Source organism: Citrobacter sp. VF227 (assembly GCF_052950715.1).
On sequence record NZ_JBRFVF010000012.1, the window covers coordinates 16,602 to 32,317 of the forward strand.

The following is a 15,716-nucleotide window of genomic DNA, read 5'->3' on the forward strand; positions in this document are numbered from 1 at the left end:
AATTGGTCTACTGCAATGAAAATCTCACCGTCGCCACCTGTCCGGCATCATCCATCACCAGCAATTGATAATCCCCTTTGTTCGCCAACCGTAGCGTCAGGCGACGTCCTCGTTCATCCAGCCGTTCACCGTTAAGAAACCACCAACGTTCGCCTGTCCCGCCGCTGGTTTGTACCGGCAATGAGGCCTGCGCAGAACCGGGTAAACGCCTTACAATCGCGCCATCGCGAACGCCTGTCAACTGCAGCGGCAGTGAAACATCCTGTCCCAGTGGCGGACACGTGGCTGAGACCGGCGGTAGCCTTGCCCCACGTCGATCTGACTCCGGTAACCACGGCTCCAGTGGCAAAGGCCAGACGATTAGCGTTTGCTCGTGCGCCTGCGGGCAATCCGCCGCCACACGTTGACCTTCATCGTCCAGCCAGACAGGGAAACGAATGCCACTCACTCCTTCCTGTTCGGGCAATAACAACGTTGGCGGCTGGCTATCGTCCAGTAGCCAGGTAGACAGACGGCGTCGGCAGTTGCTGTCACCGGGGGCAAGAGATTGCCCGCCCGGCCAGCACACCACACCGCGACTCACGGATTCAGGGCGTGGATCTTCCGGCTGATTTGTCCCGCGAGAGAGCAAAAGATTGTTGACCTGATTGAGCAACGGCACGGCACTGGCGAAACCAAACTGACCCACTACCGGCGTACCGTCGGGCCTGCCGGTCCAGATTCCAATCACATAACGGGCGTTAACGCCAATCGCCCATGCGTCGCGATAGCCATAGCTGGTGCCCGTTTTCCACGCCAGAGGGACCACCCGGCTCAGCGCGTTATCCGGCAACGGCTGCCCTTCATCGGCCATAATGCGGCGAATAATCCACGCCGCGCCCGCCGACATCAGCGGACGCTCCAGCAGCGGATCGTCTGGCTGTAGGCGCAGTTTTCCCGCTTTCCCCTGGCGGGCAAAGGCGCTGTAAGCCGCTGCCATATCCTCAAGCTTTGCTCCCGCACCGCCCAAAATCAGCGACAGATTCGGTGCGGCCCCGGCGGGTAGATACAGCGATAAGCCAACGTTACGTAAGGATGCGGCAAAACGCTTCGGGCCATAGGCTTCGAGTACCTGCACAGCGGGTAAATTCAGCGAGCGCACCAACGCTTCACTCATACTCACCGGGCCATGAAAACCACTGTCAAAATTTCCTGGTCGATAATCCCCGGTTCGCCGCGGGACATCCTGCAACAACGAAGCCGGATGAATGAGTCCGTCATCCAGCGCCAGACCATAAACAAACGGCTTTAGCACCGAGCCCGGCGAACGGATCGCATTCACCATATCCACATGACCAAAACGGGAGTCGTCATTCATATCTACCGACCCCACCCAGCCACGCACGCTCATATCGGTGTGATCGACCACGATCATCGCCAGCGAACTGCGCGCAGGTAAGCGTCCTTTCCAGTTTTGCGCCAGTTCTTCCAGTTGGCGCTGTAATCCGGCATCAAGGGTAGTCACGATTTTATCGCTTCGGCTTTTTCCCAGCATCATGCGCGAGAATAACGGCGCTAACTGCGGCATTTGTCTGGGCGCCAGCCAAACCGGTTCTTCGCGTGATTCCTGCACCTGCCTGACTGACCAAATGCCCTGCGTTGCCATGCGTTCCAGCACTTTATTGCGCGCCACTTCAGCACGGTCCGGCCAACGATCCGGTCGTAGGCGGCTCGGTGCCTGCGGCAGGACGGCCAGCAGCGCGGCATCGGAATAACTCAATTGTGCAGGCGATTTCCCCAGATAGGCCCAGCTTGCCGCACCCACGCCCTGTAGCGTACCGCCAAACGGCGCACGGTTGAGATACAGCGTCAGGATGTCGCGCTTGGAGAGATGCCATTCCAGTTGCAATGCGCGCCAGAGTTGGCGGAACTTGCCGCCGAAGGTGCGGGGATGGGGATCGAGCAATCGTGCAACCTGCATGGTGAGCGTGCTGCCGCCAGAAATCACACGCCCTGAGGAGAGGTCCTGCCATGCCGCGCGCAGCACTGAAAAAGGATTAACGCCAGGATGTTTCCAGAACCAGCGGTCTTCGTAGTTGATTAACGCCTCGAGATACCGGGGTGACACTTCATCAATTGTCACCGGATAACGCCAGATGCCGTCTGCATCGGCGAAGCGCCAGAGCGGCGTACCATCATAGGCCACCACGACACGCGCCGGATCGACTTCGTGAAGCGGCAGCGGCCAGATTTTATCTGCTGCCCAAACCGCCACCACAAACAATAGCGTAGCGGCTACCAGCCAGTGCCAGCAGCCGCGCTTACCCAACACGCGCATCATTTACGGTCTGACAATCAAAAGTCCCTCTGTCGCACCGGTCGCGCGCCACTGCGGAACATACATTGATTCCACCTGCGGGACAGGAACCTGGTAGGTCCCCGGCGTTACCGCCCTCGCCAGATACACCAGCGTAACCGGTTGTCCTTCGTTAACCGCCACCGCGGCGACAAAGCGATCATCACGGAACTCAACATGCTGGATATCCGCCTGCTGCATCTGATTGAGCAGATTCGCCACTTCGCTGCCGCTATCCTGCAGGCTGGCGCTGCCGTTGGCCAGATTCTGGTTTTCAAGTTCCAGGCCCGCAGGCAGTAAGTCGACCACCAGCGCATCCGGTACGTTCTGACTGGCTTTCACCTCCAGCCAGACCAGCACCAGCTCGCCGCTGCGCAGAGAATCCAGCGATTTGCTGTTCCCGTCGAGTCCCAGGATCTGACGCTCAATGTGCAGCACATTACTGGCAGGCGTCGGCGAGGTTTGCGGGTAACCACTCACATCCAAACGCAGCCACAGCGGCAGGCTACCTGTATTGGTCACGCTCAGCGTAGACAGCGCGTCGGCATCCAGATTACGCGTCTGTGATTTCTCTGCGGCTAACGGTTGTTCAGAGAATGACGTTTGCGCCTGCCATGAGCCAGGCAAGTCCTGCAACGTATGTGCGGCAAGGAACAGCGCATTATTTTCCTGAGTAGAGAGCCAACGCTGCCCAAAGGCCTGTTCTGACAAGGTGTTCAGCAACGTATTCTGCACCTCTGGTTTAAGTTTGTTTTCTTCCAGCAATGCCAGCATCAGTGCGTTGTCGCGAAGTTGACTGCCGTAATCCGCCATCCACTGATGCGCATCGCGGCGTGGTGTATTCAACGCCAGCGTCAGCGCCTGTTCACTGCGGTTAGCATCGCCCATGTTTTTCAGCGCAATCCCCAATTGTAACAACGGTAAACCCGAAGCCGCCTGCGTACGACGCTCCCAGATTTCACGCAGCGCACCTAGCGGGGCTTTCTGCTGACGAGCCAGTACCAGCGCGGAGTAGGCCTGGACGGCAAACCGGCTCGCTGAAGCGTCGTCAGTATAACGAATCGACATCATGCCCGGATCCTGCAAGTAGCGCAGCAATCGTTCATTGCCCCGGTTAATGACCTCTGTCGGAACGCTATAGCCTTGTTCATTCGCCCGAACGAGAAAATCCATCACATACGCGGTCAACCAGTACTCTTCCGACCCGTTCTTTTCCCACAGTGCGAAACCGCCGTTATCACGTTGCATTTGCAGTAAACGAGAGATACCAATCTCTATTGCCGCGCGGCGTTTTTCATCGCTGTCGCCCGCGATACCTAATGCCTTCATCTGCGCGGCGTTGGTGTATAAAGACGGGAATAACCCGCTCGCCGTTTGCTCGAGGCAACCGTAAGGATAAGCTTTCAGTTCACGGATGTAGCGCGCCAGATTCAACGGCGGTTTACCGCTGAACAGCAGTTGTCCCTGCATCGTCGCTGGAGAGAAGCTCATCAGTTCTTCGCCCGGAAGCTGCCAGGTTGCACCCGGCTGAAGTGCGACACCGTTGTTGATGGTTTGCGCCGGGAACGCCGGACGCACGCCAATCTTCCACTGCTTATGCTGAACAGGCAGCGTTTCGCCCGGTAACGTCAGACCGCTAATCTGCGCCTGAATTTCGCCATCGCCAAAACCCTCTCGTGCACGTACCGGAACAAACAATGTTGTCCGTACGCCCGGTGCCAGATTTACCGGCGCGGGATCTTGCCCCATCAGCTCCAGTAAACCGCTGGCCACGAGCTTAATGTCCAGCGTTTGTGGTTTGTCAGTCAGGTTGGTCACGTCCATCGTCAGGCGCGACGTATCCCCCCCTGCCAGAAAGCGCGGCATGTTCAGTTCAGCAATCACCGGCGCGGCGACAATCACTTTGCTTTCACTGCTGCCAAAATCATCCGCCGTCCAGCCTTGCGCCATAACCCGCAACTCGCCGTTGAAATCACCAATCGGTAATGTCACCGTACCTTCGCCCTGGTCGTTAAGCATGACTGGCAATGCCTGTTGCGCCACAATATTAACGTGATTGACTGGAGGTTTGCCGCCGCGTTTTAACTCATCGCCATCACCACCAAAGCGCAGCGCCGCCAAACGCCCTTGCCCTTCTATCACCTGGCCGTAAATATCATAAATATCCGCGCCATAGCGTTTTTGCCCGAAAAACGCCTGCCACGGATCCGGCGTGGCGTAATCGGTAATGTTCAATACCCCGCTGTCAACGGCAGAGACCAGTACGTTAACCTGTTTAGGCACGTCGCCATTTTTAACGCTGGCTTTAATCTTGACGGTCAACGGCTGATTTGGCCGTATTTTCGCCGGGCTTTCCAGCGCCAGCCCCAAACGACGGTTTTCATCACCTAACGGTAAATGCAGAAGGCCGACAGCCCTTTTGGGCGTTGCCGAGCGAGACTTATCGCCCGGACGAACCACCAGTGCGCTGAGATACAAATCGTGGCGGTTCCAGGTTTTATCGACCGGAATGGAGATATCAAGCCCCTCTGCCGGCACGTTTATCTCTTGCCACCATAGCGGGCCTTCGCTGGACTCCACCATCGCATAACCTTTGCCGGCGGCGGGTGCGGCAATGTGCAGCTTCATGGTATCACCGGGACGATAACTGGGTTTATCCAGTTTCAGGGTCACACGATCAGGACGCACTGACCCGCTGCCGTCGCTGTTATCCTGCCAGCTATAACCGGCCCAGAAGCGCACGCTGCTCACCGCATCATTCGGAGCTTTCACTTCCAGACGGTAAGCACCCCACTCAACCGGGAAGCTGACTTTACCGGTTTCATCGGCCTTAAGATCCAGGGTCTGCTCCCCCTCAATCAGATCTTTTTGATCGAACTGTGATTGCCACCCCTCGCCTTCAGACCAGTTCCAGTAATAATCACGACGTTCACGGATCAAGCGCACCTGCAAACCGGATACCGCTTTTTTCTCGCCTTGTGCGTTGGCATACACAATATCAAACGCGGCATTGCTGCCCTCATCAACGATGGGCTGATTCACGGTGGTATCGGTGCGGTAGTCATAAACGGCTTTCGCTGCAAACTGCGGACGAATACCCGGCAGCGTATCCGCAGGCCAGATGGCCTGTTCAACCCGACGCGTCACCGGGCGACCACCTGACTCCAGCAGGCTGGCTTGCAGAATGACCTGTAACGGGGAATGCGTCTCCTGCCACTGGCTGTTAGTGATTACTTCGCCGCGTCCGTGGTCATCCAGCGTGAGCTGAACTTCATCGAGGCTACGGGAAAGGTTTTCTTCAGCGATATTCCCAAACTGGAACCCCGGCAATGCCTGCACCGCATCCCGCAATGGTCGCAGATAAAGCTGTCCTTGCAGAGCATTGCCGTTGGCGGGCGCGCCATACAGGTAATAGCCCACCGCAGAGAACTTCACTTCATCAGTTGGCGCCACCGGCATCTTACTGGCGGTGAGGTTAAGCGCCATCCGCTCCGGCATAAAATCTTCGACATGGAAATCCCACATCCGTGACTGGTTGTCACCAGTATTGGCACGAATATGCCACATGCCGGTTGGTGCGCTGCTGTCCAGCGGCCAGCTAAAGCGGTACAAGCCGTTTTCCGGTTGGCTAACTACCGAGCGTAAAACCTGTCCGTCGGGTTTCACGACTTCCAGCTTCACCGGCTGGTCGGGTAACGTTTTGCCGTCGCTGTCACGCAGTAATCCGTTGAGGATCACCGTTTCGCCGGGGCGATAGAGGTCACGAGGACCAAACATAAAGAACTGTTTGCTGTATCCCGGCGCGCCAGCGATATCAAACTCAGCCAGATCTAACGCCGGGAGCTTCAGGTCCAGCAGCGTGGTTTGTCCGTCTTTGCGAGCCAGCAATAAGGCAGCGTCTTTATCATTCTCCAGCTTTACATGTCCTTGCGCATCGCTGGTCGCCTGCGCCAGCGTCTGCCCTTTTTCGTTGAGTAACGTGACCTCAATACCCTGCTGCGCAGCGCCATTTTCCAGACTCTGCGTAAAGACATCCAGTTGAGTGTGGTAACGGTGCACAGACACGCCAATATCACTGAGCGTAAACAGCGTAGCGGCATTGCTGTAGTTGTATTTTCCAGCCTGATTCATAACCGCAATGTAAACTCCCGCCTGCTGCAGCGGTTTGATATCGCTAAGCGGTAGCAGCAGTTTCTCGCGGGTGTTACGCGCAGGATTAAGGTCAAAGCGCCCGGTATAAACCAATTCAGCCATCTTCAGCAGATTGTCAGACTCCCAGTTAGACAGCGAGTTGCGGTATTCCCACTGGCTGACAAACGCACCGAGCGACTCAGGCTTAACGCGAAAGAAGTTCACATCCACGCTATTAACGTTAAGGGCCATCACCGGCAGCCCTTCAATCACTTTGCCTGGCAGCAGCGAGCCACGACTGGCGAAGCCTACGCTTGGCTGGACATCGCGGGTGGTAATGTTTTTTTCATAGTCGATAGCGAACGTTGCTTTATTCAGCGCCAGCAACTCACGCTCGATGCTCACCACCAGTTCGCGATTAGGTTCGAGATGGCGTAAGCGTAGCTCTTTCAAATTTGGCGCCAGTTCCCAGGCTCCATCCACTTTGCCGCTTTTTTTATCAACCACGTGTAGTACGCGAGAAAAATCTTGTTCAGGATCGAGAGGAATAGAAAAAGTCAGCACCAGCGTCGCCGCACCATCCAACTGGACTTCTGAGGCATCCAGCAGCGTCAGCGGCTTGCCCTGGCTTTGCTGCATCAGCTTATGTAATTGCGCCGGATCTTTTGCCAACGTGGTCTGTGGGGCGGGCGTATCATTTTTTGCCGCCATCGACGGCTTATCGTTATTATCGCACCCCGCCAACGCCAACATCAGCAGACAGGCCACTACGTGTAATTGTTTCATTTTTCATCCCTGGCCTGAGTGGCCCGTTAGCTACGTAGAACAACTATTATGCGTCAGATTTCAGGCGGTGGAAGTCAGTAATGAGATGTTGTTGTCTGAATTTTCGTGATTAATGTGGGTCCACCTGACAAATCAGCCTCTTTTACTTGTCGCTTTACGGTAAACAGCCGACAATTTGCCGAAACCTGGTAAAAATGGAGATGCCTATGACCACCGCCTTCTTTGTCGCTGCCGACTGGCTTGTCGAACACATTGACGATCCGGAAATACAAATTATTGATGCCCGGATGGCTCCTCCAGGACAGGAAGAACGCGATGTTGGCGAGGAGTATCGCGCCGGCCATATCCCTGGCGCGGTCTTTTTTGATATCGAAGCGCTCTCCGACCATACTTCTGCGTTGCCGCATATGCTGCCACGTCCGGAGGCTTTCGCCGTAGCCATGCGCGAGCTGGGTGTACATCAGGATAAACACCTGGTCATCTACGATGATGGCAATCTGTTTTCTGCCCCGCGAGCCTGGTGGATGCTGCGCACGTTTGGCGTCGAAAATGTCTCCATTTTAGCAGGCGGTTTTGCGAGCTGGCAGCGTGATGCGTTACCGTTGCAGAAAGGGAACGTTGATTTGCCCGAAGGCGAGTTTGACGCTGCGTTTACGCCAGAGGCCGTAGTGCGGGTGACCGATGTCCTGCTGGCCAGCCATGAAAAAACCGCACAGATTGTCGATGCTCGCCCGGCAGCGCGTTTTAACGCCGAAGTTGATGAGCCGCGACCAGGCCTCAAGCGTGGTCATGTGCCCGGAGCGCTTAACGTACCGTGGACCGAACTGGTTCGTGACGGCGAACTGAAAACCACCGAAGAGCTGGATGCTATCTTCTTCAGCCACGGCGTGAGCTTTGACCGCCCAATTATCGCCAGCTGTGGCTCAGGCGTAACGGCTGCCGTAGTGGTGCTGGCACTTGCCACGCTGGGTGTGTCCAACGTCGCGTTGTATGACGGCGCATGGAGCGAGTGGGGTGCTCGCAACGATTTACCGGTAGAACCGGTATTATAAAGCTGGAAATGCCGGATAGCGCTTCGCTTATCCGGCTTACAATTTAGATAATCCGATTCTGTTTAAAGTCGCGCAGGAAACCGCCCCAGCGGCGTTCGTAGAACGGTGCGATGTGCTCAGTGATAAAGTGGCTCACGCCCTTCTCACCTTTGACCACCTGGCAGATATCAATCGGTTCATCACCTGGCAACGTATCAGTCGCGACGCTGCCCGCGACATGAATGATCTCTTCAATATCACCGTCGGCTTCAATGCCAATCAACAGGTTGGGTTGGGCATCCGGACTTTCTTTGATTGAGCAGAGAAATGCCCGTTTTACCGGTTTAATGGTTTTAAACAGCGTGGTCAGCGAGTCAATCATCTGCGCCGGAGGTTCAGCGACTTCAGAGAGGATCAGCGATTCACCGCCTTCCAGTACTTCCTGGGTACTGAGCGGATTCCCTTCATCTCCCATCAGCAGGCTTATTTCACGCGGCATAAATTCTTTGCCGGTCGGCAGTTTCGCGTTGAGAAACAGCGTTTCGCCAAGCGTCATTTCAAACAACGTGCGCACTGGCATGACAACAAATGCCTGCTCCTCTTCAACCGCCTGCTGCAAGGCTTCCAGAGAGGTGAAGAACGGGATCACGGTCGTGCCATCTTCTTTTTCCCAGTGCTGAAGGTCGAGCGCACTATCTTCAACCACCGTCTCACCTTCTGCGGCAGTACCTGGCACCCAGACGGTAGACTCCAGTAAAGTACGGAAAAATGCCGGACGATGCGCAGGCTCTGTCGCCGCTTGCTCCAACAGGATTTCTAATTCGTTTTTCGTTTCGGACATAAGGATCACAAATTGGGTAAATACATGTAGGCCGGATAAGCGTAGCGCCATCCGGCCATACAATCATGAATTATGCGGTCAACAGATTCGCGATAGTACGCACACCTAAACCGGTTGCGCCCGCAGCCCACTGCTCAACCGGTGCTTTGCGATAGGTTGCAGAGCAGTCGATGTGCAGCCAGCCCTGCTGATAGTTTTCCACGAAATGGGACAGGAAGCCCGCCGCAGTGCTTGCACCCGCCGGATAAGCCGCGCTGCCGGTATTATTCAGCTCGGCAAAGTTAGACGGCAACTGGCTACGGTGGAACTCTGCCAACGGCAGACGCCAGAACGGCTCGTTTTCTTGCGCCGCACTTGCCAGCAGACGGGCAGCCAGTTCATCATCAAAGCTAAACAGCGCGTGGTAATCGTTGCCCAGTGCCGTTTTTGCCGCACCGGTCAGCGTGGCAGCATCAATGATCAATTCTGGTTTTTGCGCGCTGGCGTCGATCAGGCCATCGGCCAGCACCAGACGCCCTTCAGCATCAGTATTCATCACTTCAACTTTTTTACCGTTGCGATAGTGAATAATATCGCCGAGCTTAAAGGCGTTACCGCTGATCAGGTTATCCGCGCAGCACAGATACAGCTTCACGCGCTTGTTCAGACCACGGGTAATGGCGAACGCCAGCGCGCCGGTCACCGTTGCCGCGCCGCCCATATCAGACTTCATCGAGTCCATAAATGCGCTTTGCTTGATGCTGTATCCGCCGGAGTCAAAGGTAATTCCCTTGCCAACCAGACAGGCATAAACCGGAGCTTCTTTATCGCCAGTTGGATTGTAATCCAGTGCCAGCAGCACCGGAGGACGTTCGGAGCCACGACCTACGGTATGCAATCCCATGTAGTTCTGCTCGCGCAGATCTTCGCCTTTAGTGATCCGATAAGAGATGTTATCGCAGGCAACAGAACACAGCAGGTCTACTGCGCGTTGCGCCAGCTGTTCCGGGCCCAGCTCTTCTGCCGGGGCGTTAATGGTATCGCGCACCCAGTCAATAATCTTCAGACGGTTATCCAGCTCTTTGCGCTGTGTCTCGTCCAGAGCAGCCCACTCAACGTTGCGGGTGCCTTTTGGTCCTTTGTAGCCCTGCCAGAACGCCCAGCTACGTTCGGTATCCCAGCCTTCACCTTCCAGTTGGACATGTTTAATACCCAGGCCGTCAATTTTACGGGCAGCGCGCTGGATAAGGCCGAGGTCATCTTTTCCGTTCAGGTGCAGGGTAATGCCGTCATTATTAATGCTGTATGTCGCCTTTTCACCCCAGCGGGCGTCGGCGGGTTGCGTGGAAAGCGTAATTTTCATGGCTTCTGTCATTTTATTTATCCTTATTTTCGCGCATACAGGAAAACGGGCCACCCGTGGGCAGCCCGTTGACTTATTCGGCTTCGTCCAGCCAGACCAGCAAAATGGCCTCAAGGATTTTTTCGTTCGATGCCTGTGGATCATCATCGAACTCTTCCAGGTCACAGATCCACTGGTGCAGATCGGTGAAACGAACGGTCTTAGGGTCGAGATCGGGGAACGCGTCGTACAGCGCCTCGCCAATTTCACGGCTATCGGTCCACTTCAGTCCCATACTACCCTCTGTTAATGCTCACGTGCATGATTGATTGTGTAACGTGGGATTTCGACCACTAAATCGTCCTCGGTGACGCGCGCCTGACAGCTTAAACGGCTCTCCGGCTCCAGTCCCCAGGCTTTATCCAGCATATCGTCTTCTTCTTCTGTGCTTTCCGGCAAAGAATCAAAACCTTCACGTACGATGCAGTGGCAGGTTGTGCAGGCACAGGATTTTTCACAGGCGTGTTCAATCTCAATACCGTTACGCAGGGCAACGTCAAGAATGGTTTCGCCGGTCTCAGCTTCCAGAACTGCGCCATCGGGACAGAGATCCTGATGAGGCAAAATAACAATCTTTGGCATATTAAACCTCGTCCACGGAATGGCCCTTCAGCGCGCTACGGACGGATTTGTCCATGCGGCGAGCGGCGAATTCCTGGGTTTGTTTGTCTACGTTTTTAATGGCTTGTTCTATCGCGTCAACATCGTCACCCTGTGCAACCTCGCTCAAATGCGCGGCGGCGGTGTCGATAGCCTGACGTTCTGCGGCGCTTAACAGCGCGGCATCAGCGTTCAGCGCACCGGATAAACTCTCCAGCACGCGTGCCGCTTCGACTTTCTGTTCTGCCAGCATACGCGCTTTAACGTCCTGCTCGGCAAAACTCATCGAATCCTGAATCATGGAGGCGATTTCACTGTCGGTCAGACCGTAGGACGGTTTAACCTGAATTGAGGACTCAACGCCGGTAGATTTTTCCATCGCGGTGACGCTGAGCAGGCCATCGGCGTCCACCTGGAAGGTCACGCGGATATGCGCGCCACCCGCCGGCAACGCCGGGATACCGCGCAGCGCAAAACGCGCCAGGGAACGGCAGTCCTGCACCAGCTCACGCTCGCCTTGCATCACGTGAATGGACATCGCGGTTTGGCCATCTTTAAAGGTGGTAAAATCCTGCGCGCGCGCCACCGGAATCGTGGTGTTACGTGGGATCACTTTCTCCACCAGACCGCCCATGGTTTCAAGACCAAGCGACAGCGGGATAACGTCCAGCAGCAGCATTTCGCTGTCCGGTTTATTTCCGACCAGAATATCTGCCTGGATTGCCGCACCAATAGCGACCACTTTGTCCGGGTCGATAGAGGTCAGCGGCGTACGGCCAAAAAATTCACCGACGCGTTCACGCACCAGCGGCACGCGTGTTGAACCACCGACCATCACCACTTCCAGCACATCCTGCGGCTCAACGCCCGCATCTTTCAGCGCGCGACGGCAGGCCAACAGCGTACGCTTAACCAGTGCGGAAATGAGTTCATTAAAGGTTTCACGGGTGATTTCACCCTGCCATCCCGCCACGTTAACCGTCACAGAATCGGCGTCGCTAAGCGCGATTTTCGCGGCAATCGCGGCATCCAGCAGCTCGCGCTGTACGCGGTTATCACTGCGATCGGCAACACCCGCCTGCTCGCGAATGTAATCTGCCAGCAGATGGTCAAAGTCGTCGCCGCCGAGCGCGGAATCACCGCCGGTCGCCAGCACTTCGAACACGCCGCGACTCAGGCGCAGAATAGAAATATCAAACGTGCCGCCGCCAAGGTCATAGACGGCGATCACGCCTTCCTGACCTGAGTCCAGGCCATAGGCGATCGCCGCAGCTGTCGGTTCGTTCAGCAAACGCAATACGTGCAGACCCGCCAGACGCGCGGCGTCTTTGGTCCCCTGACGCTGTGCATCGTCAAAGTAAGCCGGAACGGTGATCACCACGCCGTCCAGTTCTCCGGACAGCGATTCGGTTGCCCGCGCGGCCAGCGCTTTCAGAATGTCAGCGGAGACGCGCACCGGATTAAGCAAACCGGCAGCGGTTTCAATCATCGGCAAGCCATTTTCGCTTGCCTGGAAGGTATAAGGTAAATGCGGGTAACGCGCCTGGATATCCGTCAGAGAGCGGCCCATCATGCGTTTTACCGAACTGACGGTGTTTGCCGTATCCAGCGCGGCATTGGCGCGGGCATCGTAACCGACAGAGTAGCCCTGTTGCTGATAGTGAACCACTGACGGCAACAGGTGGCGACCTTCATGGTCTGCCAGCGTTTCGGCCTGGCCGCTGCGTACGGTCGCAACCAGGGAGTTGGTGGTGCCTAAATCGATACCTACCGCCAGACGACGCTGGTGCGGTGCGGCGCTCAGACCAGGCTCACTAATTTGTAATAAGGCCATTTTCGCTTCCGGAAATTAAAAATCGAGCAGTTTTTCTTCGAGTTGTTCTGCACTGCTTCGCAGTTTATCGAGAAAACGCAGTTTACGCACGGTATCTGCCGCCGCGTCCCACGTCTCGCTATCCAGTTGTTCCACCATCAATTGATGGCGTACGTTATACATTTCGCTAACGCGTTGCATAAACGTATCCAGACGTTGACTGTCTTTTGCCTGTTCAATTTCGTCCAGCTCTTCGCGCAGCTCCAGCTGTTCCATCAGGAACGCGGTGTCGCGCACCGTGTGTTGCTCGCTACGGATATCAAAGCCGTGTAAAGACAGTAAGTATTCCGCGCGCATCAAAGGATGACGCAGCGTTTGCCAGGCCTGGTTGATCGTGGCGGACTGCGAAACCGCAGCAAGTTGTTCCGCCTGGGAACCGCTGGCGAATTTATCAGGATGATACTGACGTTGTAGATCCTGAAAACGTAGGCTCAGCGCCTGAGTATCGAGCTGATAACGGGCCGGTAAGCCAAAGAGGGTGAAGTAGTCCATAACATTCTCAGGGTAGCCTGTTAGAACAAACCCCACACGTAGCAAAGCCACGGTGGGGTTTTCGGGTGACGCACGTTATACGTGGAAGCTTTCGCCACATCCACATTCGTCTTTCACATTCGGGTTAGTAAACTTAAACCCTTCGTTAAGACCTTCTTTGACGAAGTCTAACTGCGTACCGTCGAGGAATTGCAGGCTCTTACCGTCGACCACAACTTTAACGCCTTTGTCTTCAAACACGGTATCTTCAGCCGCCGGCTCGTCAACAAATTCCAGTACATAGGCCATACCTGAGCAGCCGGAGGTTCTCACGCCCAGACGCAGACCAAACCCTTTACCGCGGTTTGCCAGGAAGGTATTTACACGCGCTGCTGCACTGTCGCTTAAGGTAATCGACATAATAAAACCTCAACTCTTAATTATTTTGCTTCACGTTTGCTTTTGTAATCCGCAATCGCGGCTTTAATTGCGTCTTCAGCCAGAATAGAGCAGTGAATTTTCACCGGTGGCAGTTCAAGCTCGTCGGCGATATCGGTGTTTTTAATCGCCTGTGCTTCGTCCAGAGATTTCCCTTTCACCCATTCGGTAACCAGAGAGCTGGAGGCAATAGCGGAACCGCAGCCGTAAGTCTTGAAACGCGCGTCTTCAATGATACCTTCATTGTTGACTTTAATCTGCAACTTCATCACATCGCCACAGGCCGGTGCACCCACCATGCCGCTGCCCACGTTCTCGTCGCTGTTGTCAAAAGAGCCCACGTTGCGGGGATTCTCGTAATGATCGATTACTTTTTCGCTGTAAGCCATGATGAATTCTCCTTATTGGTGCCGAATTAGTGATGTGACCATTCAATACTGTTCAGATCCACGCCCTGTTTGAACATTTCCCACAGTGGGGAAAGGTCACGCAGACGGCCGATGGAGTTGCGAACCAGATTGATGGTGTAGTCAATCTCTTCTTCGGTAGTGAAACGACCTAAAGAGAAACGAATTGAGCTGTGTGCCAGCTCGTCGGTCATCCCCAGCGCACGCAGCACGTAGGATGGCTCCAGGCTTGCAGAAGTACATGCAGAACCGGAGGATACTGCCAAATCTTTCAGTGCCATAATCAGCGATTCGCCTTCAACATAGTTGAAGCTGACGTTGAGAATGTTCGGTGCGCCCTGCTCGAGATCGCCGTTAAGATACACTTCTTCCATATCTTTCACGCCGTCCCACAGACGGTTACGCAGGCTGCGCAGGCGCGCCATCTCTGTTTCCATCTCTTCTTTGGCGATACGATATGCTTCACCCATACCAACGATCTGGTGCACAGGCAGTGTACCGGAACGCATGCCACGCTCGTGACCGCCGCCGTGCATCTGGGCTTCAATACGAATACGCGGTTTACGACGCACGTACAGCGCACCGATACCTTTCGGGCCATAGATTTTGTGACCGGAGAAGGACATCAGGTCGACTTTCAGCTGGCTCAGATCGATAGGCAGTTTGCCCACGCTCTGGGTTGCATCGACGTGATAGATGATGCCGCGCGCACGGCACATTTCGCCGATAGTCGCGATATCCTGCACCACGCCGATTTCGTTATTCACGTGCATGATGGAGACGAGAATAGTGTCGTCACGCATTGCCGCTTCAAGTTCTTTCAGGTCGATAATGCCGTTACGCTGCGGGGCGAGGTAGGTGACTTCAAACCCTTCGCGCTCCAGCTGGCGACAGGTGTCCAGCACGGCTTTGTGTTCGGTTTTGCTGGTGATGATGTGCTTGCCTTTTTTCTGATAAAAGTTGGCTACACCTTTGATCGCCAGGTTGTCGGATTCGGTCGCACCGGAGGTGAAAACAATCTCACGCGGGTCGGCACCCACCAGGTCAGCAATCTGATTACGGGCGATATCAACCGCCTCTTCAGCATGCCAGCCAAAACGGTGTGAACGGGAAGCTGGGTTACCAAAGTTTCCGTCCAGGGTCAGACACTGCATCATTTTCTCGGCAACACGCGGGTCCACCGGCGTGGTTGCGGAGTAATCGAGATAAATCGGTAATTTCATTGCTCTATAAACTCCGTACATCGCTTCAATGCAAGGAATCAGGCAACCGGCTGGATGTACGACCGAGTTAACGGGGCGTCTGGCACCCCGGCCTGATTCTAATATCTTATTATCTTTACCCTAAATAGTTCGTGTTGCAGCAAGGCGGCAAACTTGAGAGTGCCCAGGAGCTTACATCATGTAAGTGACTGGGGCGAGC

Annotated in this window: 12 protein-coding genes; 1 reads left to right on the top strand and 11 read right to left on the bottom strand. The window is 55.2% G+C overall.

The annotated features are described in order from the left end of the window. Positions 1-7 precede the first annotated feature (7 nt). Complete coding sequence (gene pbpC, locus ACU8YC_RS22445) at positions 8-2,320, bottom strand: peptidoglycan glycosyltransferase PbpC (protein ID WP_446895759.1); 2,313 nt, start codon at positions 2,318-2,320, stop codon at positions 8-10. Next, positions 2,321-7,252, bottom strand: coding sequence for an alpha-2-macroglobulin family protein (locus tag ACU8YC_RS22450; protein ID WP_446895760.1), 4,932 nt, complete (start codon positions 7,250-7,252; stop codon positions 2,321-2,323). A gap of 206 nt (positions 7,253-7,458) precedes the next feature. On the opposite strand from ACU8YC_RS22450, the gene sseA reads away from it, so the two are divergent. After that, on the top strand, positions 7,459-8,304 hold the full coding sequence (sseA, locus tag ACU8YC_RS22455) for a 3-mercaptopyruvate sulfurtransferase (protein ID WP_187258602.1): 846 nt from the start codon (positions 7,459-7,461) through the stop codon (positions 8,302-8,304). 43 nt (positions 8,305-8,347) lie between these two features. Here the strand turns inward: sseA and sseB are convergent, their stop codons facing one another. The 9 genes from sseB to iscS form a co-directional block, all read right to left on the bottom strand. Then, positions 8,348-9,124, bottom strand: a complete 777-nt coding sequence (gene sseB, locus ACU8YC_RS22460) for an enhanced serine sensitivity protein SseB (protein WP_151217657.1) — start codon at positions 9,122-9,124, stop codon at positions 8,348-8,350. 70 nt (positions 9,125-9,194) lie between these two features. Continuing rightward, positions 9,195-10,478, bottom strand: a complete 1,284-nt coding sequence (gene pepB / locus ACU8YC_RS22465; RefSeq protein WP_446895761.1) for an aminopeptidase PepB — start codon at positions 10,476-10,478, stop codon at positions 9,195-9,197. A 61-nt stretch (positions 10,479-10,539) separates the two neighbouring features. Next, the gene (gene iscX / locus ACU8YC_RS22470) at positions 10,540-10,740 is read right to left on the bottom strand and encodes a Fe-S cluster assembly protein IscX (RefSeq protein ID WP_003037694.1); all 201 of its coding nucleotides are present in this window, start codon (positions 10,738-10,740) and stop codon (positions 10,540-10,542) included. Between the two features lie 11 nt (positions 10,741-10,751). After that, positions 10,752-11,087 carry an ISC system 2Fe-2S type ferredoxin gene (gene fdx, locus ACU8YC_RS22475; protein ID WP_003037690.1) on the bottom strand — a complete coding sequence of 112 codons (336 nt, stop codon included), beginning with the start codon at positions 11,085-11,087 and terminating at the stop codon, positions 10,752-10,754. 1 nt (position 11,088) lies between these two features. Next, on the bottom strand, positions 11,089-12,939 hold the full coding sequence (gene hscA / locus ACU8YC_RS22480) for a Fe-S protein assembly chaperone HscA (RefSeq protein ID WP_151217659.1): 1,851 nt from the start codon (positions 12,937-12,939) through the stop codon (positions 11,089-11,091). Between the two features lie 15 nt (positions 12,940-12,954). Further along, complete coding sequence (hscB, locus tag ACU8YC_RS22485) at positions 12,955-13,470, bottom strand: co-chaperone HscB (RefSeq protein ID WP_005120410.1); 516 nt, start codon at positions 13,468-13,470, stop codon at positions 12,955-12,957. A 75-nt stretch (positions 13,471-13,545) separates the two neighbouring features. Beyond that, positions 13,546-13,869, bottom strand: coding sequence for an iron-sulfur cluster assembly protein IscA (iscA, locus tag ACU8YC_RS22490; RefSeq protein WP_003037681.1), 324 nt, complete (start codon positions 13,867-13,869; stop codon positions 13,546-13,548). 20 nt (positions 13,870-13,889) lie between these two features. Continuing rightward, positions 13,890-14,276 (bottom strand): Fe-S cluster assembly scaffold IscU, encoded by a 387-nt coding sequence (iscU, locus tag ACU8YC_RS22495; protein WP_002913991.1) that lies wholly within the window; start codon positions 14,274-14,276, stop codon positions 13,890-13,892. A gap of 26 nt (positions 14,277-14,302) precedes the next feature. Continuing rightward, on the bottom strand, positions 14,303-15,517 hold the full coding sequence (iscS, locus tag ACU8YC_RS22500; protein ID WP_210904478.1) for an IscS subfamily cysteine desulfurase: 1,215 nt from the start codon (positions 15,515-15,517) through the stop codon (positions 14,303-14,305). Positions 15,518-15,716: the final 199 nt, after the last annotated feature.